Raw genomic sequence first — 25202 nt, forward strand, 5'->3', positions numbered from 1 at the left:
GGAGACTTTTTAATTCATTTATGAAATATACTCTACTGCTGCTTGTGCCTATGTTGATGATGGCATGTCTCAAAGAAGAAACCTATGGAAGTGAATATTTTATTAGGGAGTTTCTTGCAAATAATGATGGGAAATCTTGGCATATAAGTCCCAATGAGGATCAATTGCAGTATGTCTATGATACTACCTGTAGCTTGTTTAGCGCTCGCAGTCTTGATAATACTTTCAGGTTTCATGCTGATAATACCCTGGAGTTTGATAATGGAGCTATAGTCAACTACCCTGGTTGTGACAGCTGCTGTGTAGATGCGCCAAGTGGGGTAGGCTATTGGTCAATACAAGGGAGTGGTGAAAATAAATCACTTTTGTTGGTGGTTAATGATGCTGCAGGAGAAGCAGATACCTTAATTTATGCTCAATTGGCAAATGCATATGAGGACAGGATATCTCTCAGAAATACTGATGATAATTCAATGTACGATCATTATTGGTTCAGTTTAATCACTGAATCCTATTAATGACCTGGTTTTTTCTGTAAAAACCTTCCGGATATGTACTTTTAGATTTTATTTTTTATGTTTATGACATGTATCGTAAACATTTCCTCAAACTTTTATTGTTAGTTGGCATTATGGCGGTTTGGAGTTGTTCAAAACGTGAAGATCCACGTTTGGCAAAGGGTATTCCGCTAAAGCTGGCGCAAGATAGAAAAGCTCATATCAGTAACGTTGTATATGACCTGTCATTAGACATACCTGTTCAGGTCACCGATTCAATATTAGGAGAGGAAAAAGTGTTTTTTGATCTTACCGAAAAAACACTGGTGGCACTGGATTTTAATGCCAAACCAGAAAATATTAAAAAAGTAATTATTAATGATAAGGAAGTAGATCCTGTAGTAAGAAATGAACACGTCATTCTTTCTGATGATTACTTAAAGCAGGGGGCTAACGAAATACAAATCACTTTTATAGCGGGAGATCAGTCTCTAAACCGGCATGATGAATACCTTTATACGCTATTTGTGCCAGACAGAGCTTCTACTTGCTTTCCCATTTTTGATCAACCTGATTTAAAGGCCAAGTTTAATTTATCACTTACCGTACCATCTGAGTGGCAGGCGGTGGCCAATGCTTCAGTAGCCAAAACATCTAACAAGGGCTCTAAAACTACTTATGATTTTAATACTTCGCCGTTAATAAGCACTTATCTTTTTTCTTTTGCAGCTGGTAAAATGGAGAAAATCACCAGGCATGTTAATGGCCGGGAAATGAACATGTACCACCGTGAAACGGATACTGTTAAAGTAAATAGAAACGTAGACGCTATTTTTGACTGGCACAGCAAGGCTTTATCATGGTTGGAAGAATATACCGGGCAACCTTATCCTTTTGAAAAATTCGATTTTGTGCTTATTCCCTCTTTTCAATATGGAGGCATGGAGCATCCTGGCGCTATTTTATATAAGTCTAATTCGTTGTTATTAGATGAATCACCCACGCTCAGACAGCAAATGGGGCAGGGGCAGTTAATAGCACATGAAACCGCTCATATGTGGTTTGGAGACATGGTTACTATGAAGTGGTTTAATGATGTTTGGCTCAAAGAGGTATTTGCCAACTTTATGGCTTCTAAGATTGTAAACCCGGGTTTTCCAGATATCAATCATGATTTGCAATTTTTAATGTCTCACTACCCAGCGGCGTATGATGTAGATCGTAGCCAGGGCACGCACCCTATTCAGCAGCCTTTGGAGAACCTGAAAAATGCAGGAACGGTATATGGTTCTATCATCTATCATAAAGCGCCAGTGGTAATGCATATGCTTGAAGATGCTATGGGAGAGGAAGCCTTTAAAAATGGATTGAGGCAATATTTGAAGCAATTTGCCTTTGATAATGCCAGTTGGGATGATCTGATAGCTATTATGGCTAAAGATGCGGATTTTGATATTGATGAATGGAATAGAAGTTGGGTGAAAGAAGCAGGCATGCCCTCAGTGTATTTTTACATGAAGAGCAAAGGCAAAAAGACCATTAGCAAATTTGATGTCTATACGCGTGTAGGGGCTAAGAATAATTCAAAAGGTTGGAAACAAGACCTGAGCCTGATGGTAGGCAATGAAGATTCTCTATATTTTACACCTGCCCCTTTATTAACTGATCCTAAAGCCTTGGATATGAAGGGGAAACAAGAGCCTAATTATGTCTTTACTAATGGTGGTGGCTTAGGGTATGGTTATTTTCAATTAGGAAGTCAAACCAAAGGATGGCTATTGGCTAATGTAGATTCTCTGCAGGATCCTGTATTGAGAGCGGCCGTTTGGATAGACCTTTATGAAAGCATGCTTAGGGCTCAGATAGCTCCAGAAGCACTAATGGACCGATGTGTTAAAAGTATAGTGAAGGAGAAGGAAGCTTTAATTGTTTCTTATATCACAGATGTTATTAAAGATATTTTTTGGAAGTTCTACACAGAAGAAAAGCAGCAAAAAGTGGCCGGTCAGCTAGAAGGAATTGCATTGAATATGGCTATTAATACCAGTTCGGAGAATTTGAAATCAACCTTCTTTCAGATGCTCACTTCTATAACCACCACGTCTCATGGCGAGGCAATATTAAGAAGCTTTTGGTCTCATGATACTGAGGTGGAAGGGCTTACCCTTTCAGAAAGCGATTATACTAACCTGGCCTATGGCTTAGCAGTGCGTGAGGTAGATGGTTATCAACAAATATTAGAAGAGCAGTTAGAGCGAATTTCTAACCCTGATAGAAAAACCAAATTTAAATTTGTGATGCCTGCTTTATCTGCTGACTCTGCAGTAAGAAATGATTTCTTTAAAAAACTAAAAGATCCGAAAAATAGAGAAAACGAAGACTGGGTGCTTACCGCACTTTCGTATTTGCATCATCCGCTCCGTGCCGAAACTTCAGTACAGTATATAACGCCAAGCCTGGAATTATTGAAAGAAGTACAATTAACAGGCGATATATTCTTTCCGCAAAGATGGCTGAGCACTACATTAGGTGGTCATAGTTCTGTGGCTGCTCAAGATGAGGTAAACATGTTTTTGTACGCGCATCATAACTATCCGGCGCACCTTAAAAATAAGATCTTACAGTCATCTGATATGCTGTTTAGAGCAGTAGATGTGAAGAGAAAGTATGCAGAATAAGAGATTATGTGTAGCTAAAAAGGTGTTTTGAAAGAAATGCGTTTATTTATTCAATAAAATTATTCTTTTGAGTTGCATTCATCTCTATCGTTTTATTAATTGTCAGGCGTTTCAAAACCTTATGAGGTAGAGTAAATGAGTGAAGACCTGCTAAAGGCAATTATTCAGCTGTTTGCCATAGTTGCAAAAGAGAGAGTAACAGAAGCTGAGCGAGATAATATTCAAGAATTTATATCCTTACATGTAAGTCAGGAGTTGGTAGGTGTATATCTGGGGCTTTTTGATAAGCTTTGTTGTGAACATGTGGGAAGCACCAAGGTAGATCTTGATCATGTAGATACAGAAACAGTCGAATTTGTTGAGGATTGGTCACGTATTATGGCCATCACTAAAGAGGTGAACAAAGCCTTAACTTCGCAGCAAAAGATGGTGCTGGCGGTAAAAATCATAGAGCTGGTTTTTGCTGATGGAGAGATTTCTGAGCGTCAGGGTAATCTTATATTTTATATCGGGGAGGCGCTAAAGATTTCCCGTAAGGATATGGTAACGGTCCGTAATTTTGTTACGGCCTATGATCTGGAAGAGCTTTCCTCTAAAGATATTCTTATTATAGATGAAGGCTCAGGAGAGTATGACCTGAAAGGGCCACGCCTGGTATCTAAAAACCTGACCGGGGTAATTGCCATTTTAAGGCTGAGAGATATTGAAACCTATTTTATCAAATATCTCGGTATATCCGCACTTACTTTAAACGCCATTCCTTTAAAAAGTAGAAAGATTGATATTTTTCCAACGGGTAGCACTATTCGGGGGAATAAGATTGAAACCATTTATTACAGTGACATAGTAGGAACTTACCTCCGCAGGCAAGAGCAGAGTGAGATTACCTTTAGCGCAGAACACTTATTTTATCACTTTAAGAGTGGTAGAGCGGGGCTTCAAAATGTAAATATATCAGAAGAAGGTGGTAAGCTGGTAGGCATCATGGGAGCCAGTGGCTCTGGCAAGTCTACTTTGCTTAATGTTATCAATGGCTCTGAAAAACCATCTAGCGGCCGGGTGCTGATTAATGGTATTGACATCCATGAGCAGCCATCAGCTATGGAAGGTGTGATCGGCTATATCCCTCAAGATGATCTGCTGATAGAGGAACTCACTGTATTTCAAAACCTCTATTATGCAGCAAGGCTTTGCTTTGAGCAATACTCAAAAGAAGAAACAGAGGCGCTGGTGAATAAAGTGCTGGCTAACCTTGGGCTCATTGAAATTCAGAACCTGAAAGTGGGCTCACCATTAGAAAAAACCATAAGTGGTGGGCAGCGGAAAAGGGTAAATATTGGTTTGGAGTTACTTAGAGAGCCCAGCGTACTATTTGTAGATGAACCGACCTCAGGCTTGTCCAGTCAAGATTCTGAAAATATAATGGACTTGCTCAAAGAGCTATCTTTGAGAGGTAAAATGGTGTTTGTGGTGATCCATCAGCCATCATCAGATATCTTTAAAATGTTTGATAGCCTTTTGATTTTAGACGTAGGTGGGCTGCAAATTTATTATGGTAATCCGGTGGCGGCCGTGACTTATTTTAAAGAAATAATAAACGCGGCTAATAAAGATCAGAGCTCATGTCCTGAATGTGGTAATATAAATGCTGAGCAGATTTTCAGCATAATAGAAACCAAAATAGTAAATGAATATGGGCGACATACTGATAAGAGAAAGGTGTCTCCCGGTCAGTGGTATCAGTATTTCAGAGAGCGTATAAAAATCCCGAAGGTAAAACAGGTAACTCACCCAATTAAAGTATCACAGCATATTCCTAATTGGTGGAGGCAGTTCAAAGTTTACTTTGTCCGTGATATTCTCTCTAAGTCAGAAGATATGCAGTACCTGGCCATTAATATTCTGCAAGCACCATTATTGGCGCTTTTTCTGGCTTACCTGGTAAGGTATTATGCCACTATCGGTAAAGATGATGCCAGCTATTCGTTCTTTAAGAATGATAATATTCCTATCTACTTTTTTATGAGCATTATAGTAGCCTTGTTTATGGGGCTTACGGTAAGTGCTGAAGAAATATTTAGAGATAGGAAAATAAGGAAACGGGAACATTTTCTAAACCTTAGCAGAAGTAGTTATTTGTTCTCTAAAGTGGTAATTCTCTTTGGTATAAGCGCCCTGCAAACCGCTTCATTTGTATTTATAGGCAATCATATTCTGGAAATCCATGATATTAGTTTTAACCTGTGGCTGATCCTTTTCAGCTGTTCTTGCTTTGCTAATATGCTAGGGTTAAATATATCGGCTTCTTTTAACTCAGCTGTTACTATTTACATTCTCATCCCTATCATACTTATTCCTCAGCTGGTGCTCAGTGGAGTGGTGGTAAGTTTTGATAAGTTTAATCCGCAGGTAACTACTATGGAAGGTGTACCTGTAGTGGGTGATATGATGGCCTCGAGATGGGCCTTTGAGGCTTCTATGGTGGCGCAATTCAAAGAGAATACTTTTGAAAAGGAATTTTATGATATAGATAAAGATAAAGCGAATGCTGAATACAAAAAGCTTTATTATATACCCAAGCTGCAGTCAGAGCTGACTTATGTTTTCCATAACATGCACAGGAAGCTAAGTAATAATAACGATGATCTGGAAAGTGCTTTAGCCTTGCTAAGAAATGAAATTTCTAATGAGCTTAATGAACTGGGCGTAGATAGTGCATCATTGATTAATGAACTAACCATTCAGGAGTTTGATTCGTCAACTTTTGAAAATACTGATCATTTTTTAGACGTATTAAGGCAGCTGTATATTAACCGCTATAAAAAGGCCATGACAGCGCAAGATGATAAAGTGCAGCAACTGGTAAGCACGCTCGGCAGTCAGGAATCTTTTGATTCTCTTAAAATGATGTATGAAAATGAAGCCATCATGTTGGCTTTGAAAAATACTAATACTGCTTATAGGGTAATAGAATATGATGGCAGATTAATTCAAAAAGTATATCCTATTTATTTTGATTCTTACCATCCGAAAAATCCATTAGATTACAGAACCAAGTTTTTTGCTCCTAAGAAGCCATTTTTTGGATCCTTAATAGATACCGTGACCTTTAATATTATGATGATGTGGTTCATGAGTATTTTCCTTTTCATAGCTTTGTATTACAAACTTTTGCCTCGCTTAATCAAGTTCCTATCTGGAGGCGGGAAAAAGAGGTTTAGTAAATAAAAGCATCATAATGTTAAAAATAGCTTGGAAGCCCAATTATGTGCATCCTTTGCCTGAAAAGCATAGGTTTCCCATGATTAAATATGAGCTCTTGCCTGAGCAATTATTATATGAAGGTACAGTAAGTCAGGATAACTTTTTTGCTCCTGGTGAGGCGGCGGATAGTATGATTTTGGCCGCCCATGATGCGGAGTACTGGAGGAGGCTAAAAGGCCTTGAGTTAACTAAAAGTGAAATTAGGAAATCTGGCTTTCCTCTGAGTGCCGGTTTGGTAGAGCGAGAGATTACCATTGCTCAGGGTACTATGGATTGTACTCAATATGCTTTTGAAAATGGCATAGCTATGAATATTGCAGGTGGTACCCATCATGCCTTTACGGATAGAGGAGAAGGTTTCTGTTTGCTTAATGATCAGGGAATAGCGGCCTATTATTTATTAAATCAAAACCTGGCTAAAAAGATATTGATCATAGATCTGGATGTCCATCAGGGCAATGGCACCGCTGAAATATTTGGCGGAGAAGATCGGGTTTTTACTTTTAGCATGCACGGTGCTAAAAATTACCCAATGCATAAAGAGCAAAGTGATCTGGATATAGGCTTACCAGACCATACTACTGATGATTTTTATTTGAAAACGCTGGAAGTCAACCTTAAAAACCTTATTCAGCAAGTAGAGCCAGACTTTTTGTTTTATCAGTCAGGTGTAGATATTTTGAGTACGGATAAGCTGGGGCGGTTAAAAGTAAGTATCCAGGGGTGTAAGGAGAGAGATAGAATGGTGCTGCAAACAGCTAAGGATAATCAACTACCCATGGTGGTTTCTATGGGCGGTGGGTACTCCGAAGAGATTAAATATATAATCGAAGCCCACGCCAATACCTATAGACTAGCTCAAGAGATTTACTTTTAACTATAAGTAACAAAGAGCTTATTTTGCGGATCATAATAAGAATCTAGCTTAGCTAGTAGTGTTATTTGATCCGATTCTAAATCTTGAAGAGTAAACTTAGGAGCTTCAGTAATCCATTGAGATGAAAAATTAACCATGAGCTCGTTGGTTTGAGTGTCAATATAAAAACTACTGGCCGGAATAGCTCTTAGAATATTGCTACATGAGGTCAGGTTTTGTAAACTTCTTTCTTTGAAGACTATATACTTCTTGCTGGTAGTTAAAATATCAGAAATGGAGCCTATCTCTCCATAAATAGGATGATAGATTTTCTTGCTTATTAGTTGGCGTTGCAATAGTTCATCGAGTTCCATTATTAATAATTATTGGTTTGATTGTGTAAGGTTTTATTCTCTCGCAGTGCAAATTCTTAACCATATTCATATGTGGAAGATTATTGGTTTTTACTTCAGTAAATTGGGAAATTATAATCACACTATATGGAGCCTTTTACTCATCTTTTAAACTAAACGCACGGATTAAGGTATAATTATAGGCTGGCAAAATATTGGTACTAAATGAAGTATCAAAACCAAAATATGAATATTATGGACACTAGTAATAAAAATATAATTATTGATAAGCTAAATCATTTAATTAAAAGAAATTATGATGCTGAATATGGCTATAAAGATGCGGCTGAAAATGTTGAAGATGGGGAGTTGAAAGTCTTGTTTAAAGCCTATGCAGAGCAGAGATACCAATTTGGTCATGACCTGAAAGGTGAAATTGAAAACCTGGGAGGTCAGGTAAAGAAAGACGGTACATCGATAGCAGGAGATATACATCGTAAATGGATGGATTTTAAGGCTGCGGTAAGCTCTCAAGATGGAGAATCAATGCTGGAAGAAGGTAGAAAAGGAGAAATGGTTTCGTGGGAAGATTATAATGAAGCACTTGGTTTAGAAGATTTACCCGCTTCTACATACATCTTACTTAAAGATCATAAGGCTAAAATAGATGAATCTCTTTATCAGATTATGGAGCTTAAAGATCAGTCTGTGGCCAGCAAATAACATAAGGAATTTTTATAGGCGAAAGATGAAAAGGTTGGAAATCACTGGTTTTCAACCTTTTTTAATTTTATGATAAAGTAAATATAATTTAATTTTCTTCTTTAAAGTCTTTGGTATTGCTAATTTTCACATAATAAAATTATCAATTCTAAACCTTTTAAATAATGAGGAAATTTTACTTAAGTCAGCTATTGCTGCTTACTTTTCTATTTGTGGTCTCATCGTCAGCCTGGTCTCAGGGCATTTTCATTAATGAGATACATTATGATAATGCAGGTGCAGATACTGAGGAGGGCGTAGAAATAGCAGGACCCGCAGGGTCAGATCTTACCGGGTGGTCTTTAGTTTTTTATAATGGTAACGGTGGTGCTGCTTATAGCACTCAGAGCCTTACAGGTACATTGCCTAATCAAGACAATGGATATGGAACTTTGTTTTTTTATGAAACAGGTCTTCAAAATGGTTCTCCGGATGGCATTGCACTAATTGATGCCAGCTCTAATGTGGTGCAGTTCTTAAGTTACGAGGGTAGCTTTATGGCTGTGGGCGGACTTGCTGACGGACTGACTAGCACTGATATTGGTGTAGATGAAGCCAGTTCTACTCCTGTAGGATATTCATTGCAGTTGGGAGGTACAGGTTCAGTGTATTCTGACTTTAGCTGGCAAAGTGCCCAGGCTAGTACTTATGCAGCGATTAATACAGGTCAAAGTTTTGGAGGAACTCCGCCAACCCCTGTGGTGACCGTGCTAATCAATGAAATAGATGCTGATACAGAAGGAACTGATACCGCCGAATTCATAGAGCTTTATGATGGAGGAGTAGGTAATACTTCTCTTGATAGTTTGGTAGTGGTATTATTCAATGGCAGTAATGATTTAAGCTATCAGGCCTATGATCTGGAAGGATATTCCACTGATGCCAATGGTTATTTTGTGTTAGGCAATGCCGGAGTGAATAATGTAGAAATAACGTTTGGTTCAAACACTCTACAAAATGGAGCCGATGCCGTTGCCCTTTATAAAGCAAATGCTGCAGACTTCCCTTCGGGCACAGCTATTACATCAACAGGCCTAATAGATGCTATAGTTTATGATACTAATGATGCTGATGATACAGAATTACTAACCTTGCTCAATGCCGATGAACCGCAGGTTAACGAAGATGGGGAAGGAGATAAAGATTTTCATTCATTACAGAGATTTCCTAATGGAGAAGGAGGGCTGAGGAATACTAGCACCTACGTGGCGGCATTACCTACTCCCGGAGCGGCTAACACCAGTATTACAGAGGCTGTAACTCTAATCATTAATGAAGTAGATGCAGATACTCCGGGTTCTGATCAGGAAGAATTTGTGGAACTCTATGATGGAGGCGTAGGTAATGTGGCATTAGATGGTTTTGTGGTGGTGTTTTTCAATGGAAATGGAGATGCCAGCTATAACGCTTTTGATCTTGCCGGATATACCACTAATGCAGATGGTTATTTTGTTTTAGGAAATGCTGCTGTAGCTAACGTAGACCTGGTATTTTCAAATAATGGTTTGCAAAATGGTGCTGATGCCGTAGCGCTTTATCAGGGAACAGCAGCTGATTTCCCTTCTGGCACACTCGTCACTACCACTAATCTGGTAGACGCTGTAGTGTATGATACAGATGATAGCGATGATGCTGAGCTTTTGGTATTACTCAACTCAGGAGAGCCACAACTCAATGAAAATGAAGGGGGAGATAAAGACAACGAGTCATTACAGCGCATGCCTAATGGAAGTGGAGGAGCAAGAAATACCAGTGCTTATGTTACAGCGGCACCAACTCCTGGTGCTGAGAATGGTGGTATTTTACCTCCTGGAGAGCTTCAAACTATAGCTGAAGCCAGAGCTTTGCCTTTGGGTACTTCAGTTACAGTGAAAGGAATTATAACCGTTAGTGATCAGCTGGCTGGCCCGGCTTACATACAAGACAGCACAGGCGGAATAGCTATTTTTGATGCCGCTGTTCATGGTAATGGAGTATTTAACATTGGTGATAGCATAGAGGTGTCTGGCGTTACAGAGGCTTTTAATGATCAAGTACAGCTGGGTACAGTGAGTAATGTGATGGATTTTGGTCCGGCAACAAATCCTATTGTTCCGCAGCAGGTGACATTAAGCGAGCTTTCGGCTCATCCTGGAGAGTTAGTGACTGTAGTGAATACTACTTTTCCTAACCCTGGAGATATCCTTTTTGGTAATTCAAACTATGCATTATCAGATGCCAGTGGTTCTGGTGAGTTAAGAATAGATGCCGATGTTCAAGAACTAGTGGGGTATGAGCAACCAGAAGCCTGTAGTGCTATCACCGGCGTGGTGGGTAGATACCAGGCGGTATATCAGTTGTTACCAAGACAGGTGTCTGACTTGCCTTGTGCTTCTCCTTATGTACCCGATGGTGAAGATCTGGAAATTCCTCGTGAGTCTACCTTTGATGTGGCAGCCTGGAATATAGAGTGGTTTGGAGATGAAGGCAATGCGCCGGCTGCAGATGCTGTTCAGAAAGATAGTGTAAAGGCCATTCTATTAGCGTTAGATGCTGATATTATAGCCGTAGAAGAAATTGTAGATACCGTTTTATTCGATCAGATGGTGAGCGAAATGGCCGGTTATGATTATTTCCTTTCCAGTTATGTTTCAAACCCCGGGCAGTATGATAATAGTCAGAAAGTTGGGTTTATTTATAATACCAGCACTGTGGTTCCTGATTTTGATGCTTCCAGAGCCTTGCTATCTACTATCCATCCTTTGTATAATGGTGGAGATGACTCTTATCTAGTAGGCTACCCAGATGCCAGAGATCGTTTTTGGGCTAGCGGAAGGCTGCCTTTTATGCTAGAAGCAGATGTAACCATAGAAGGAGTTACAGAGAAAATAAATATGCTGGTAGTGCACGCCAGAGCTAATAGTAGCAGCGATGCCCAAAGCAGGTATGACATGCGTAAGTATGATGTGGAAGTATTAAAAGACTCTCTTGATGCTTATTATAGCGATGCCAATCTGATTATGCTGGGTGATTTTAACGATGATCTGGATGTGACAGTGGCAGATGTTTCTACCACAGTAAGCACTTATGAAGAGTACATAGCTGATACAGCGGAGTATAAGTTGCTCACTTTATCACTTAGTAATCAAGGCCTGAGAACTTATGTTTTTTATGAAAATGTGATTGATCATATCATAGCGTCTGATGAAGCGGCTGAGTATTTCCTTGAAGGTTCTGCAAGAGTAGGATACCAGTTTTATGATAGTGATTATGCTTACAATACCTCCGATCACCTGCCTGTTACAGCACGTTTTCAATTTGCGGATGAGGTGGTTGAGAACAACTTTACCGTAGCCTCAATTACTAGTTTCAATCAAGGGAATAGAGCCAATGGCTGGCCGGTTTCTTTTATAAGAAGCAACCCTGATAAAGCCTTGGGCGAGCCGCTGGAGAATTTCTATTATAATTTTGTAAGCCTTGGTTTCAGTGGAGAAATAGTGTTGGAGCTGGATAATTATATGTACGACCTGGAAGGTGATGATTTCAGAGTGTACGAAAGCAGCTTTGGTCCTTTAGAATTGCCTTGTTTTATCTATCCTGAAAAAGCAGAGGTGTTTGTTTCTGAAGATGGAAGCGAGTTTTATAGTGTCGGTTCTACTTGTCAAAACGGCGATTTTGATCTGGCAACTTCTGGTTTGCAAAAGGCTAAATACATTAAGGTTAAAGATGTAACGAAGAAGAACATCTTCCTGGGCTTGGCCGATGGTTATGATCTGGATGGTATATACAACTTGCATCAGCCTTCTAATGGGGGTAGAAAGATAGCAGATCATCAAAACTATGTACCTAATGAAGATGGTGGACTGGAAGTAGAAGTGTATCCTAATCCTTTTGCTGGAGCCATTACTATTAATGCCAGCAGTCTGGAAAGCAAAGAAGTGGAAGTGTCTGTAACTGATATTATGGGCAGACAAGTGATGGCTGAACCATTTAGCCTTGAAATGGGACAATCTAGTTTAAGACTGGAATTAGGAGAGTTGCCTAAGGGCGTTTATATTCTTCGAATCATAGGAAATGACGATTCTGAAATATTAAAAAGAACCGTAGTAAAAGACCAATAAAATTCAGTAGTTCTTAAAACAAAGAGGCTGTATCAAAAACTACTTTTGATGCAGCCTCTTTTGCTTTCCATTCAACTAATGCTTGCCAGGTCAGTTTCATTGCTGACTTACTTCTTTGGAGCCAAGCACTTGCTCTTCATCTTGCCAACTTTCATGCTTTCTGTCTGTTAATTAATAGAAAAGATGGCGTAATGATAATTTATGTCAGCTTAGTTAAAACAGAATATTTCGATTGATAGAATATGAAATTTGGTAAACCAGCATCTAAAGAAGAATTAGAAAGTATAGATTTAAACCTCCCTGAAGATCATCCTGATACACCTAAAAATCTAGCAAAAGGGAATAAATCTGTCGAAGTGTATGTTGGTTGTGCCAAATGGGGCAGAAAGGAGTGGGTAGGTCTAATTTATCCTCCCAAAACCAGAGACAAAGATTTTTTAAAGCACTATGTGAAAAATTTCAATAGCATAGAATTGAACACTACTTTCTACAGTATTAAAAAGGAGAATGTAGAATCATGGACTGCCCAGGCACCAGAAGGGTTTAAGTTCTGTCCTAAATTTTCGAGGAGCATAAGTCACCTGAAAAGGTTGAATGATGACTCTAAAAGATTCACTGATTATTTTCTTGAAGCGGCCTATTCTTTTGACGATAAGTTGGGGCCTGCTTTCTTACAAATGCCTAATAATTATACTCCGAAATACCTTGATCGGTTGGCCGGCTACCTTCAGGATATACCAGAAGATTTTTCTATGTTCATAGAGCTGCGGCACCCTGATTGGTTCTCAGATCCGGTGGTCTATGATGAGACATTTCATATGTTCGAAGAATATGGAAGAGGTGCGGTAATTACGGATGTGGCTACTCGAAGAGATGTGCTTCATCAGAGATTAACTAACACAAAGGCCTTTGTAAGATTTAATGGTTATGATTTTCATCCTACTGATTTTACCCGCATGGATCAGTGGGTAGAAAAGGATCAAATCTTGGATAGAAAGCGGCCTTGAAGAACTCTATTTTTTTGTTCATCAGCAAGATGATGTGAACACACCAGAGGCTTGCGAATACCTCATAAATAAGTTAAACCAAAATTGCGGAATTGATATTCAATTGCCTGATTTAAAAAGAAGTATGAATGTGATATAACTTTTTGTTATAGGTGATTTTGTGTTGTTTCTACCATAGAATTAGGGTGCTATTTCTCTTTTTTAATGGTGAGGACTCTGAAATTATGATTACTCAAAATCATAGCTTAGATGAAATGCTTAATTGCGCTTCACTAAAAAATAACTTCTTAAAATATTCCTAAACAGTGCGAATCTTTCGTGGTTGAGCATTACAATATGATCAGCTTTTTTTTATCTTTAAAGAGATTGCAATGAATATTAGCTTTCGCCTTTTGAAAATGCAGTAAACACATTGGTGATTAACTTAAATGAGAGATAATAAATGAAAGCACTAGTATTAACATCACCCGGTAAGGTGGAAATAGTGGAGATGAATAAACCAGTATGTCAACAAGATGAGGTACTGGTAAAATTAAAAGCAGCAGCTTTAAATAAACGCGATCAATTTATTAGAGAAGGAAGGTACCCGAACATCCAGCTCAATGCCGTACTAGGGTCTGATGGAGTAGGAGAAGTAGTAGAAGTAGGATCAGGAGCCGATAAAAAATGGATGGGGCAGACGGTGATCATTAATCCGAACCGAGAATGGGGCGATAACAAAGCGGTACAATCCAGAGATTATTCAATTCTGGGAATGCCCTCTCATGGTACTTTCGCCGAATATATCAGTGTGCCGGCCAATCGTGTTCATCGTATACCTCAGGGCTTAAAGGAAGAGGAGGCTGCAGCTTTACCTCTGGCGGGTCTTACAGCCTATAGAGCTTGCTTTTATCATGGTAAAATCACTGATGGTGTTAATGTACTCATTTCTGGTTTCGGAGGTGGTGTAGCACAGTTTGCCTTTCAATTTTCTATGGCCGTTGGCGCTAAGGTATTTGTTACCAGTGGCAGACCAGAGAAGATTAATATGGCCTTAGATATGGGAGCTGAAGGTGGTTTTAACTACAAACTACCAAACTGGCATAAAAATCCATGGCAGACTAAAGGTGGATTTGACGTAGTGATAGATAGTGCCGGTGGCGATCAGTTTAATAACTTCCTGAAGATAATGAGACCTGGTGGTAGAATAGTATTCTACGGGGCTACTAACGGTCTGCCTTCATCATTAGACCTCTATCGTATGTTCTGGAATCAGATCACACTGCAGGGATCTACCATGGGAAATGATACCGAATTTGTGGAAATGCTTCGCTTTGTAGAAAAGAATAAAATAAAGCCATTACTCAGTTCGGTGAGAGATTTTGATGACATAGAAAAGTCTTTTGATGAAATAGCACAACCTACCAAAATGGGTAAGGTTGTGGTGAAGTTTTAATTAGAGTGATATAACCTAACCTATTTGATTAACAATATTTTACGTTCTTAATTGCTAAGAATTTTAGCAAAGCGTTAATCGTCAAATAGGAAGTTGTTATAAGCATTTTGTAACTCTCGCAGTAGTAAAGAATTGTTTTGAGCTTTAGCTAATTCAATTCCTTTTTCAAAGGTGCTTTCTGCCCGGTCATGCTCTTCAAGGTCTATAAAAAGGTTGGCAGCATGGTAGTAAGTAGGCAGATAGTCCGGGTGCTGGCTGAGCAAAATGTCATAATATTCAAGGGCCTTTTGAATGTCCGAGTTTCGGTATTCTGTGGCCAGAGCATATAGCGTAAAAGGATCATTTGGGTCCTCTTTTAAAAACTTAAGCAGTTGATTTATACGGGGTGAATTCATTTATAATACAATTTTTATTTGCTTCATTATTCGTTATCTTCGCTGCAAAAATAACAGCATACTATTAACTACTAAACTTAAGCCTCAGATAAATGAAAATACTAGTTTGCATTACCCACGTACCTGATACGACCTCTCGTATCTCGTTCACTAATGGTGATACGGAATTTGACAAAAGCGGAGTCCAGTATATCATCGGTCCATATGATGATTATGCGCTGGCCAGAGCTGTAGAATTAAAGGAGCAAAGTGGTGGATCTATTACTGTTCTTAATGTAGGAACTGCTGAAACAGAACCTACCATCAGAAAGGCACTAGCCATTGGCGCTGATGAAGCCATCAGAATTAATGCCGAGCCTACTGATTCATTATTTGTAGCTAGTGAAATTGCTAACGTAGCTAAAGATGCAGGATATGACCTCATACTGATGGGCCGCGAATCTATTGACTTCAATGGAGGTATGGTGCATGGTATGGTTGGTGAACTTCTTGGCCTTCCATCTGTTTCTCCTGTAATGACTCTCGATATTGAAGGCGATACCGCTAAGATGACTCGTGAGATTGAAGGAGGAAAAGAAACAATCGAAGTGAAGTTGCCGTTTGTAGCCGGCTGTCAGGAGCCTATTGCTGAGTGGAAAATCCCTAACATGAGAGGGATCATGTCAGCAAGAACCAAACCGCTTAATGTGGTAGAGCCCTCAGCAGGTGCCTCAGCTACTAAGCTGGAGAAGTTTGAAATGCCTCCTGCCAAAGGAGATGTGAAAATGATTGATGCTGACAACGTAGAGGAGTTAGTTAATTTGCTTAAGAATGAAGCAAAAGTAATTTAATTTGAAGCTATCGATAATAAATCATAAATCAACAACGCAAAACCAACCGTTATGTCAATATTAGTTTTTGTGGAAAACGCTGATGGTCAGGTGAAAAAGACCTCTTTAGAAGCCGTAGCTTATGCTGCTGCCATTTCTGAAGATGTTACAGCACTGGCTATGGGTAATAATATAGATCAATCTGAGCTTGAAGGTTTAGGCAAATATGGAGCTACTAAAGTGCTTCATGCCGACGATGAAAAACTGAACCAAGGTATCATTCAGGCTTATGCTACTGTTATAAGTAAAGCTATGGAAAGTACAGGCGCTGACATCTTAGTGTTGGCTAACTCCTCATTAGGAGCTCCTGTTTCTGCTCGTGTAGCTATTAAAAATGACGCTAGTTTGGTGTCTAACGTTGTAGCCTTGCCAGATACCAGCGCAGGCTTCAAAGTAAAAAGAAGCATATATACAGGTAAAGCTTTTGCTAACGTAGAGCTTACTAAAGATAAAAAGATACTCGCCATAAAAAAGAATGCCGCTGAGGTAAAAGAAACAGGAGGAGCAGCCACTGTAGAGAAATTTGCAGCTGACCTTTCTGATAGCGAGTTTGACGCGAAAATAACAAATACAGATAAAGCAACCGGTGAAGTACTATTGCCAGAAGCAGAAATTGTAGTTTCAGGAGGTCGGGGACTAAAAGGCCCTGAAAACTGGGGTATGATTGAAGAGCTGGCTAAAGAATTGGGAGCTGCTACAGGTTGTAGCAAACCCGTTTCTGATATGGAATGGAGACCTCACCATGAGCATGTGGGACAAACAGGCGTAAAGGTAAGCCCGCAATTATACATCGCCATAGGTATATCAGGAGCTATTCAGCATTTAGCCGGAGTAAATTCATCAAAAAATATTGTGGTGATCAACAAAGATCCTGAAGCGCCATTTTTTAAAGCCGCTGATTATGGCATCGTAGGTGATGCGTTTGAAGTGGTACCGAAATTAACCGAGGCAATTAGAGCAGCTAAATAATTTGTGAATAAGATTAAATTAGAAATATTAGGACTTTCTTCCAGTCAATCCCAATCGGGGTCTTTTGCACTAGTATTGGGAGAATCAGAAGGAAGTAGGAGATTACCGATCATCATTGGAATGTTCGAGGCTCAGGCCATTGCAATAGAGATAGAGAAAATAATACCTAACCGGCCTATGACGCATGATTTGTTTAAATCATTTGCTCATGGGTTCGATTATAAGGTGGAAGAGATCGTGATCTCTGACCTGAAAGAAGGGGTTTTCTTTGCCAAAATTGTATGTAATAACGGAAGTAAAACTATAGAGATTGACGCCAGACCATCAGATGCTATAGCCATAGGTCTAAGATTTGATGCGCCCATCTACACTTTCGAATCTATCCTTGCTGAAGCAGGTATCGTACTTACTGATGAGTCAGAAGATGATATTGCTGAGATAAGAAATGAAATAAAATCATCTGAGAAAAAGCCCAAGGAAAAAGGCGATGATTTGAAGAACTTATCAATAGATAAACTCAATGAATTGCTGAATGATGCCATCGAAAAAGAGGACTATGAGAAGGCAGCAAAAATCAGAGATGAACTAAGTAGAAGAAACTAATACTAACCTTAGAAAAGGTCTTTCTTTAAAGAGAGGCCTTTTTGTGTTTTTTTATAAATGGATTATTTAAGAGGATTAATCGGGCTGGTAGTTCTAATAGCTATAGCCTTTGCTTTTTCAGCAAACAAGAAAGCAATAGACTGGAAACTGGTGGGCGTAGGGGTTTTGCTCCAGTTAATATTTGCAATACTGATTACTAAAGTTGAATTTGTAGCCACTGCCTTTTCCTGGGTTAGTGACATGTTCGTAACATTCCTGGGTTTTGCCGGAGAAGGAGCCAAGTTCCTGTTTGGAGACCTTACCGTAGTCAGTAAATTCGGTTTCATATTTGCCTTTCAAGTACTACCAACTGTAATCTTTTTCTCCTGTATTTCAGCAGGACTATATTATTTGGGTGTACTTCAGAAAATCGTTTTTGTAATTGCCTGGGTAATGTCTCGAACCATGCGTTTATCTGGTGCAGAAAGTTTGTCTGCTGCGGGTAACATATTTCTAGGGCAGACAGAAGCCCCACTTTTAGTAAGGCCTTTTGTTAAAAATATGACTACCTCTGAGCTCATGTGTCTTATGACTGGGGGTATGGCTACCATAGCGGGTGGTGTGCTGGCGGGTTATGTTACCTTCCTTGGAGGTGATGATCCTGTAGAAAAAGCAAAATATGCCTCTTACCTGCTTAGTGCTTCTATCATGAATGCACCTGCGGCCATAGTGCTTTCTAAAATAGTATTGCCTGAAGATCGTCCTGAAGATATTGATACTGACATAAAAGTGAGTAAAGATAGTATGGGCGTTAACCTTATAGATGCCTTAGCCAGAGGCGCCTCAGATGGTGTAGGCTTAGCTATCAATATAGCAGGTATGTTATTGGCATTTATAGCCATTATATATGCGCTTAACTGGATCTTAGTAGATGGGATAGGAGCTTACACCGGCCTTAATGAATTTGTAAAAGAGAGCACTGATGGAACTTTTCAGGGCTTTTCATTAGAATATATCTTAGGTCAGGTTTTTCGTTGTTTTGCCTTTGTTATGGGGGTAGAATGGGAAGAGACTATTAAAGTGGGAAGCTTGCTGGGGCAAAAAGTGGTGCTTAATGAATTTGTAGGGTACCTGAGTTTGGCAGAAATGAAATCGCAAGGGTTATTAACTCAGAAGTCTATTGTAATAGCTACTTATGCTCTTTGTGGATTTGCAAACTTTAGCTCTATAGCTATTCAGATAGGTGGAATAGGAGGTATGGCGCCTAATCGACAGGGAGACCTTTCTCGCCTGGGTATGAAAGCGTTGTTTGCCGCTACCCTGGCCACTATGATGACAGCCACAATAGCAGGAGCATTGTTAGGATAACCTACATTGAATAGGCATTGTCCTTTATCTTTTTTTAATTTGTGGTTATGTCTGATGCCATAACTAATACACCGGAAAGCGTACTCAAGAAGTATTTTGGATATACAAGTTTTCGTAAGCATCAGAAAGAGATAGTAGATACCGTGCTGGCAGGTAATGACGCCTTGGTGCTCATGCCTACTGGCGGAGGTAAATCTCTGTGCTATCAGGTGCCAGCCTTGATGCTGGAAGGTGTAACCATAGTGGTTTCTCCGCTGATAGCTCTCATGAAAGATCAGGTCGATGCTCTGACCGCTAATGGCATATCAGCGGCATATCTCAATTCATCACTTACCACACAAGAGCAAACAGAAGTCTTTTCTAAACTCCGGGCCAATGAGCTCAAATTATTATACCTGGCACCAGAACGCCTAATAGGTAAGGGAGATGCTTTTCTTAATTTTTTAAGTGAGATAAAGGTAGCGTCTATTGCTATTGATGAGGCCCATTGTATTTCTCAGTGGGGGCATGATTTTAGGCCAGAGTATATGATGCTGTCTAAGCTCAAAGAAAACTTCCCTAATGTGCCTCTGATTGCGCTTACCGCTACCGCAGACAAGCTCACTCGAGCTGATATCCTGGAGCAGTTAGGGATCGCCAAATCTCAAGTATTTCTGTCTAGTTTTAATAGAGAAAACATTAGGTACCTGGTACAACCTAAGCAGAGTAGCTATGAGCAGTTAGTTCAGTTTTTAGATGCCCATAAGGAAGATTGTGGTATCATCTATTGCTTGTCCAGAGCATCAGTAGAAGGGCTGGCAGAACGACTGAAGGAAGACGGCTTTGATGCCTTGCCTTACCATGCAGGTTTGGATAGAAAAACCAAAGATGAACATCAGGAGAAGTTTATCAATGATCAGGTGAAGATCATTACAGCCACCATTGCCTTTGGTATGGGAATAGACAAGTCTAATGTTCGCTTTGTAGTGCATATGGATCTGCCTAAAAATATAGAAGGCTACTACCAGGAAACGGGCCGTGCAGGTAGAGATGGTCTGGATAGCGATGCCTTGCTTTTTTATAGTTATGCCGATGTAAGGAAGCTCAGAGGCTTTGTGGAGATTGATGATAATCAAGAGCAAACGGAGGTATTGCTTAAAAAGCTTTCTGAAATGGCTCAGTTTGGTGAGCTACGCACCTGTAGGCGAAAATACCTGCTAGAGTATTTTGATGAAGAAGCCCCGGATGAATGCGGTAATTGCGATGTATGCCTTTCTGAAGACCAGAAGTTTGATGGAACAGTAATAGCACAAAAGGCTTTATCTGCTGTCTATAGATTAGAAGAGCGATTTGGTCAGACTTATATAATTGACTTTTTGCGTGGGTCTAAATCGGCTAAGATCTGGGATCAGCATAAGCAAATAAAAACCTATGGGGTAGGAGCGGATGTGAGCAAAGAAGACTGGGGGCATTATTTAAGAGACCTTATTCATCTTGGCTTTTTAAAGAAATCAGAAGGGAAATTTCCTGTGCTTATGCTTACTGAAAAAAGCAAAGAGGTACTGAGCGGAAAAGTGAAAGTGAAGCTGAGTCAGGTGAAAGAAACCTTTTCAGTGGTTCAGGAGAGTGCACCAGAATATGAGAAGCCACTTTTTGATCAATTGAAAAAATTACGCGCCGATTTTGCTATAAAGGAAGGAGTGCCTCCCTATGTGGTTTTCTCTGATGCTACTTTGGTAGAGTTAGCTACATATCTGCCACTAGAAACAGATGCTTTGTTTAAAATTTCCGGCTTTGGTGAAGTGAAGGTTCAAAAATACGGTAGTGAGTTTTTGGCAGTAGTGCAAGAGTATTGTGAGCAGCACAATTTATCAACTGCTATCCAAAATAAAAGAGTTAAGCCTAAAAGGAAGAAGGCCTCATCTGGAGCCAGAGGTACTGCTCTTGTATCTTTACAACTCTTCAAAGAGGGGGTATCTATAGAGGAGATAGCTGCTCAGCGTGGTATTGTAGCTACTACCGTTGAAAATCATTTAAATGAATGTGTTCTGTCTGGTAAACTAGGCGTGTTTGACCTGATAACTCAAGAGCTTTATGATGAAATTCATGAAGTGGTTAAAAACAATCAGGAGCCGGGTCTAAAATCCATTAAGGACAAACTAAGAGAGGAAATCACTTATGGGCAAATTCGATCGGTTCTTAATCATTTGAAATTTGAAACCGAAAAACAGGCCAATCAGGACGGAAAGTTGTAGCGCTGGCCGTAGACCTCTTCAATGTATTTGAAGTAAGTGAAGAGCCTGTAATTGAGCTCTAAACCGTAATCAATGGTAGGGTCGTAGTCAATACGATTTTCAAATGGGTAATTTTCGTCTCTGAAGTAAGCACCTCTACCTACTTTTTCATTCCAAGAGTTGGCGTAGAACGTGTTTTTCTGCTCATAATAAGCTAATGAATAATAGTTAGCAGGTTTTGCATATCGGCTTAGCCATCGGTCATAGCCCGAGTCAATTATGATCAGTTCGTACTCTCCATCTTCATTTCTTTCACTGAGTATATTGGAACCTGTGCTACGTTTGTGCCCTGTAGGCGGAGAAGTGTAGCAGGCAGAGAAAAGAATAAAAATTAGAGCCAGGGATAAGATATTTTTCATGGTGACCTCCTTGTTTGTTCTATAACAAATGATAAGGTCTTAAAGTTGATAGAAAAAGTGAAGGCGCCCCGGTTAAAGACGCCTTCTGCCTATGGGCTAGACAAAGTTTAAGTTTCTTTCAGGAGAAGCCGCTTTTGTTTCTTCATTGGCAAACTCCTTATATTTATCAAAGTTCTTATTGAAGGCATCGGCCAGTTTATTGGCCATGTCATAATAGCCCTTGTCATTTTGCCAGGTTTCTCTGGGACTCAGTACTTTTGATGGAACCCCTGGACACACCGCAGGTATTTCAAAATGAAAAATGGAGTGTTTTCTATACCCGGCGTTTTCTAAAGTACCGGTAAGCGCTGCGGTAATCATCGCTCGAGTGTATTGCAGTTTCATTCTGCTGCCTACGCCGTAAGGCCCGCCGGTCCAGCCGGTATTTACCAGCCATACGTTAACATCATTCTTTTCCATTTTTTCTCCCAGCATTTCAGCATACCGCGTAGGGTGAAGCGGAAGAAATGGAGCACCAAAACAAGCGCTAAATACGGTTTGTGGTTCTGTAACGCCGGCTTCTGTTCCGGCAACTTTAGCGGTGTAGCCGGAGATGAAATGGTACATCGCCTGCCCTTTGTTTAACCTAGAAATAGGAGGTAATACACCATAAGCATCACAGGTAAGAAAGAAAACATTCTTAGGGATACCCCCTACAGAAGGTTCTACTGCATTGAGAATATGGTGAATTGGGTAAGCTGTTCTCGTATTTTCGGTTACAGTAGTATTGGTGTAGTCAATGGTGCGTGATTCTGGAATGAAACGCGTGTTTTCTACAATAGCTCCAAACTTAATGGCGTCATATATCTCAGGTTCTTTTTGACGGGTTAGATCTATAACCTTAGCATAGCAACCGCCTTCAAAATTGAATACATTCTTTTCTGTCCAGGCATGTTCATCGTCACCAATTAGCCCTCGGTTAGCATCGGCAGATAGGGTGGTTTTGCCTGTACCTGATAAGCCGAAAAATATGGCAGTATCCAAGGTGTTATGCCCAATGTTGGCTGAGCAATGCATAGGCAAAACGTGGTGCTCAGTGGGTAGCAGAAAGTTAAGCACAGAGAATATGCCTTTTTTCATCTCACCGGCATAACCTGTACCACCTACTAATATCATTCTTTTAGTGAAATTAATAATGGCGAAGTTCTCTTGTCTGGTGCCGTCAGTTTTGGGATCTGCTTTAAAATCCGGATCACAAATAATAGTGAAATTGGGTTCAAAATCTTCAAGTTTGTAAGCGTCAGGCCTTAGAAACATATTATGGCAAAAGAGGTTCTGCCAGGCTTTAGTGTTAATAACCCTGAGTTTTAGGCGGTAGGTTTTGTCAGCACCAGCATAAGCATCTCTAACATATAGATTTTTGCTTTTCAGGTTATCGAGCATTTTTTTATGCAAAAGATCAAACTGATCTGAATCAAAAGGAATGTTAATATCTCCCCACCACACCTCATTCTCAGTGAGGCTATCTTTTACTATAAACCGGTCTTTTGGTGACCGTCCGGTAAAAGAGCCTGTATCACACATCAGTGCTCCATTATCGGCAAGTTGCCCTTCGCCATTGGCCAATGCTAGCTCTACTAATTCTGCGGGAGTCTGATTCCAGTATACTTTTTCAGATGTATTTACACCTGTATGCTTAAGATCATGACTTTTAGATTTTAACCCTATTTCCTCCATATACTTAAATTCTTAAATAGTGAATGATCATTTTTGATGTTATTCAAAAATAGGGAATAATTATTGGCTGTTATTATGATTTTTTAAAAATTTAAATCGTTTGCAGTTTCTTTAATAACCATGCATAATTGGCTTAAGCCGAATACAAAATATAATTTGCTTATGAACCCTAACAGTGTTAGTTTTAGCGGTATTTAAAAAAAGTTAGTTTAAAAAAATATGTCGAGTATATCTGTCAATAACTCGCCAACCGAAAAGGAATTGTTCGGTCATCCGGTGGGTTTATACATTTTGTTCTTCACTGAACTGTGGGAACGTTTTTCATATTACGGAATGAGAGCCTTGTTTGTTTTGTTTCTGGTGGCAGAAACCACCTCAGACAATGCAGGTTTTGGTTGGACCAACGATGAAGCATTAGCTCTTTATGGGTGGTATACTATGTTGGTATATGTTTCTTCCATTCCTGGTGGTTGGGTAGCTGATAGAATTTTAGGACAGAAAAAGACAGTGATGGTAGGGGGAGCCCTACTTTGTATCGGGCATGCTATTTTAGCTCTAAACTCCGAGACTTCATTTTATATAGGGTGTCTATTTATCATTTTAGGAGTAGGAGGGTTAAAGCCTAACATTTCTTCCATGGTAGGAGGGTTGTATAAAGAGAGAGATGAAAGAAGGGATCTTGGTTTTTATATCTTCTATATGGGGATTAACATTGGAGGATTTGCAGCGCCTATTCTCTGTGGATACATTGGAGAAAGCATTAATTGGCATTATGGTTTCGGGTTAGCTGCTATAGGCATGTTTTTAGGCCAGGCAGTATATATCTGGGGACAAAAATATTTGAAACATGTAGGTAATCGGATTTCTAAAGATGATGTGGCTGGCAATGAAATTTTGAATCGACCACTAACAGATATAGAAAAAGACAGAGTAAAAGTATTATTACTTTCATTCTTATTGATCGTGTTATTTTGGGCCGCTTTTGAACAAGCGGGAGGCTTAATGAGTTTGTATGCAGACCAAAAGACGGATCGTCATCTATTTGGGTGGGAAATACCAGCAACAGTGTTTCAGTCTGTTAATTCGTTTTTCATTATAACACTTGCTACAGTAGTGGGTCGTTTTTGGTATAAATGGAAGCAAAAGGGCAATGAGTCGTCTTCATTATTCAAAATGGCTGTAGGCCTTATAGTAATGGCACTGGGCTTTGGTTTTATGAGTGCAGCCTCAGTGGAGTATGCTAATGAAGGTTCTTCTGCTATGTACTGGTTAATTTTAGCTTTCCTTTTTCATACTATTGGTGAACTCTGTGCGTCACCTGTTTCACTTTCTTTCATCACTAAACTGGCTCCGCTTAAATATGCTTCATTAATTATGGGCTTGTATTGGGCTGCTACCGGTTTTGGAAATAAGGCTGCAGGTATGATAGGCCAGGTAGCTCAGGATTTAGGAGAGTTTGAAATTTTCACTGGTATAGCAGTAATATGGACCTTAATAGGAGTTATAGTAATATTACTATTGAAACCTTTGAAAAGGCTTACGCATGGTGCTGAAGACTTATCACCCGTAGAGGTTGTAGAAGATGAAGGATATTCAAGACCTGATAAGGCTGAATAAACTTACAATTGATAAATAATACTAAAGGTCAATCAGCGATGATTGGCCTTTTTTGTGTCTGTATAGTGCGCGTATTTAGGTTGCTAAAGGTTAAGTCGTGTA

Annotated in this window: 18 protein-coding genes; 14 read left to right on the top strand and 4 right to left on the bottom strand. The window is 39.6% G+C overall.

Annotated features, from left to right (window positions below; translation table 11 throughout):
- The first annotated feature begins 20 nt into the window (after positions 1 to 20).
- The 4 genes from LVD15_RS18075 to LVD15_RS18090 all read left to right on the top strand — a co-directional run bounded on the left by LVD15_RS18075 (position 21) and on the right by LVD15_RS18090 (position 7316).
- Positions 21 to 518: a hypothetical protein gene (locus LVD15_RS18075; RefSeq protein WP_233776619.1), complete on the top strand. Its 498-nt coding sequence runs from the start codon at positions 21 to 23 to the stop codon at positions 516 to 518.
- Positions 519 to 670: 152 nt separating this feature from the next.
- Positions 671 to 3175, top strand: coding sequence for a M1 family metallopeptidase (locus tag LVD15_RS18080; RefSeq protein WP_233776620.1), 2505 nt, complete (start codon positions 671 to 673; stop codon positions 3173 to 3175).
- 135 nt (positions 3176 to 3310) lie between these two features.
- Positions 3311 to 6403 carry an ATP-binding cassette domain-containing protein gene (locus LVD15_RS18085; protein ID WP_233776621.1) on the top strand — a complete coding sequence of 1031 codons (3093 nt, stop codon included), beginning with the start codon at positions 3311 to 3313 and terminating at the stop codon, positions 6401 to 6403.
- Positions 6404 to 6413: 10 nt separating this feature from the next.
- Positions 6414 to 7316, top strand: a complete 903-nt coding sequence (locus LVD15_RS18090; protein WP_233776622.1) for a histone deacetylase family protein — start codon at positions 6414 to 6416, stop codon at positions 7314 to 7316.
- Here LVD15_RS18090 and LVD15_RS18095 read toward each other — a convergent pair.
- On the bottom strand, positions 7313 to 7669 hold the full coding sequence (locus LVD15_RS18095) for a hypothetical protein (RefSeq protein ID WP_233776623.1): 357 nt from the start codon (positions 7667 to 7669) through the stop codon (positions 7313 to 7315). The two genes, LVD15_RS18090 and LVD15_RS18095, sit on opposite strands and share 4 nt — an antisense overlap.
- Before the next feature lie 204 nt (positions 7670 to 7873).
- Between LVD15_RS18095 and LVD15_RS18100 the strand changes: the two genes are divergently transcribed.
- From LVD15_RS18100 to LVD15_RS18115, 4 genes are all read left to right on the top strand, one after another.
- Positions 7874 to 8371 carry a ferritin-like domain-containing protein gene (locus LVD15_RS18100; RefSeq protein WP_233776624.1) on the top strand — a complete coding sequence of 166 codons (498 nt, stop codon included), beginning with the start codon at positions 7874 to 7876 and terminating at the stop codon, positions 8369 to 8371.
- Between the two features lie 164 nt (positions 8372 to 8535).
- A complete protein-coding gene (locus tag LVD15_RS18105) occupies positions 8536 to 12510 on the top strand; it encodes a T9SS type A sorting domain-containing protein (protein ID WP_233776625.1) in 3975 nt (1324 codons plus the stop codon).
- Positions 12511 to 12752: 242 nt separating this feature from the next.
- Positions 12753 to 13517 carry a DUF72 domain-containing protein gene (locus LVD15_RS18110; RefSeq protein WP_233776626.1) on the top strand — a complete coding sequence of 255 codons (765 nt, stop codon included), beginning with the start codon at positions 12753 to 12755 and terminating at the stop codon, positions 13515 to 13517.
- A 442-nt stretch (positions 13518 to 13959) separates the two neighbouring features.
- Positions 13960 to 14952 carry a quinone oxidoreductase family protein gene (locus LVD15_RS18115; protein WP_233776627.1) on the top strand — a complete coding sequence of 331 codons (993 nt, stop codon included), beginning with the start codon at positions 13960 to 13962 and terminating at the stop codon, positions 14950 to 14952.
- Between the two features lie 74 nt (positions 14953 to 15026).
- On the opposite strand, the gene LVD15_RS18120 is transcribed toward LVD15_RS18115, so the two are convergent.
- Positions 15027 to 15347, bottom strand: a complete 321-nt coding sequence (locus LVD15_RS18120; RefSeq protein ID WP_233776628.1) for a tetratricopeptide repeat protein — start codon at positions 15345 to 15347, stop codon at positions 15027 to 15029.
- Positions 15348 to 15439: 92 nt separating this feature from the next.
- Between LVD15_RS18120 and LVD15_RS18125 the strand changes: the two genes are divergently transcribed.
- From LVD15_RS18125 to recQ, 5 genes are read left to right on the top strand one after another with little or no spacing between them, the layout of a single operon-like run.
- Complete coding sequence (locus LVD15_RS18125; protein WP_233776629.1) at positions 15440 to 16177, top strand: electron transfer flavoprotein subunit beta/FixA family protein; 738 nt, start codon at positions 15440 to 15442, stop codon at positions 16175 to 16177.
- A 51-nt stretch (positions 16178 to 16228) separates the two neighbouring features.
- A complete protein-coding gene (locus LVD15_RS18130; RefSeq protein ID WP_233776630.1) occupies positions 16229 to 17185 on the top strand; it encodes an electron transfer flavoprotein subunit alpha/FixB family protein in 957 nt (318 codons plus the stop codon).
- Positions 17186 to 17188: 3 nt separating this feature from the next.
- The gene (locus LVD15_RS18135) at positions 17189 to 17788 is read left to right on the top strand and encodes a bifunctional nuclease family protein (RefSeq protein WP_233776631.1); all 600 of its coding nucleotides are present in this window, start codon (positions 17189 to 17191) and stop codon (positions 17786 to 17788) included.
- 57 nt (positions 17789 to 17845) lie between these two features.
- Positions 17846 to 19135: a NupC/NupG family nucleoside CNT transporter gene (locus tag LVD15_RS18140; protein ID WP_233776632.1), complete on the top strand. Its 1290-nt coding sequence runs from the start codon at positions 17846 to 17848 to the stop codon at positions 19133 to 19135.
- A gap of 47 nt (positions 19136 to 19182) precedes the next feature.
- The gene (gene recQ / locus LVD15_RS18145; protein WP_233776633.1) at positions 19183 to 21369 is read left to right on the top strand and encodes a DNA helicase RecQ; all 2187 of its coding nucleotides are present in this window, start codon (positions 19183 to 19185) and stop codon (positions 21367 to 21369) included.
- Here recQ and LVD15_RS18150 read toward each other — a convergent pair.
- Together LVD15_RS18150 and pckA are read right to left on the bottom strand one after the other, a co-directional pair.
- Complete coding sequence (locus LVD15_RS18150) at positions 21351 to 21767, bottom strand: DUF6146 family protein (RefSeq protein ID WP_233776634.1); 417 nt, start codon at positions 21765 to 21767, stop codon at positions 21351 to 21353. The genes recQ and LVD15_RS18150 overlap by 19 nt on opposite strands.
- A 96-nt stretch (positions 21768 to 21863) precedes the next feature.
- A complete protein-coding gene (pckA, locus tag LVD15_RS18155; RefSeq protein WP_233776635.1) occupies positions 21864 to 23483 on the bottom strand; it encodes a phosphoenolpyruvate carboxykinase (ATP) in 1620 nt (539 codons plus the stop codon).
- A gap of 219 nt (positions 23484 to 23702) precedes the next feature.
- On the opposite strand from pckA, the gene LVD15_RS18160 reads away from it, so the two are divergent.
- Positions 23703 to 25100, top strand: coding sequence for a peptide MFS transporter (locus tag LVD15_RS18160; RefSeq protein WP_233776636.1), 1398 nt, complete (start codon positions 23703 to 23705; stop codon positions 25098 to 25100).
- Positions 25101 to 25202: the final 102 nt, after the last annotated feature.

The organism is Fulvivirga maritima (assembly GCF_021389955.1).
GTDB classification, from domain to species: Bacteria; Bacteroidota; Bacteroidia; order Cytophagales; family Cyclobacteriaceae; genus Fulvivirga; species Fulvivirga maritima.

Excerpts from the sequence above, each read along its gene's own strand:
- LVD15_RS18075 (WP_233776619.1), top strand. The coding sequence starts at position 21 with ATGAAATATACTCTACTGCTGCTTGTGCCTATGTTGATGATGGCATGT.
- LVD15_RS18085 (WP_233776621.1), top strand. The coding sequence starts at position 3,311 with ATGAGTGAAGACCTGCTAAAGGCAATTATTCAGCTGTTTGCCATAGTT.
- LVD15_RS18090 (WP_233776622.1), top strand. The coding sequence starts at position 6,414 with ATGTTAAAAATAGCTTGGAAGCCCAATTATGTGCATCCTTTGCCTGAA.
- LVD15_RS18095 (WP_233776623.1), bottom strand. The coding sequence starts at position 7,669 with ATGGAACTCGATGAACTATTGCAACGCCAACTAATAAGCAAGAAAATC.
- LVD15_RS18100 (WP_233776624.1), top strand. The coding sequence starts at position 7,874 with ATGAAGTATCAAAACCAAAATATGAATATTATGGACACTAGTAATAAA.
- LVD15_RS18105 (WP_233776625.1), top strand. The coding sequence starts at position 8,536 with ATGAGGAAATTTTACTTAAGTCAGCTATTGCTGCTTACTTTTCTATTT.
- LVD15_RS18110 (WP_233776626.1), top strand. The coding sequence starts at position 12,753 with ATGAAATTTGGTAAACCAGCATCTAAAGAAGAATTAGAAAGTATAGAT.
- LVD15_RS18115 (WP_233776627.1), top strand. The coding sequence starts at position 13,960 with ATGAAAGCACTAGTATTAACATCACCCGGTAAGGTGGAAATAGTGGAG.
- LVD15_RS18120 (WP_233776628.1), bottom strand. The coding sequence starts at position 15,347 with ATGAATTCACCCCGTATAAATCAACTGCTTAAGTTTTTAAAAGAGGAC.
- LVD15_RS18125 (WP_233776629.1), top strand. The coding sequence starts at position 15,440 with ATGAAAATACTAGTTTGCATTACCCACGTACCTGATACGACCTCTCGT.
- LVD15_RS18130 (WP_233776630.1), top strand. The coding sequence starts at position 16,229 with ATGTCAATATTAGTTTTTGTGGAAAACGCTGATGGTCAGGTGAAAAAG.
- LVD15_RS18140 (WP_233776632.1), top strand. The coding sequence starts at position 17,846 with ATGGATTATTTAAGAGGATTAATCGGGCTGGTAGTTCTAATAGCTATA.
- recQ (WP_233776633.1), top strand. The coding sequence starts at position 19,183 with ATGTCTGATGCCATAACTAATACACCGGAAAGCGTACTCAAGAAGTAT.
- LVD15_RS18150 (WP_233776634.1), bottom strand. The coding sequence starts at position 21,767 with ATGAAAAATATCTTATCCCTGGCTCTAATTTTTATTCTTTTCTCTGCC.
- pckA (WP_233776635.1), bottom strand. The coding sequence starts at position 23,483 with ATGGAGGAAATAGGGTTAAAATCTAAAAGTCATGATCTTAAGCATACA.
- LVD15_RS18160 (WP_233776636.1), top strand. The coding sequence starts at position 23,703 with ATGTCGAGTATATCTGTCAATAACTCGCCAACCGAAAAGGAATTGTTC.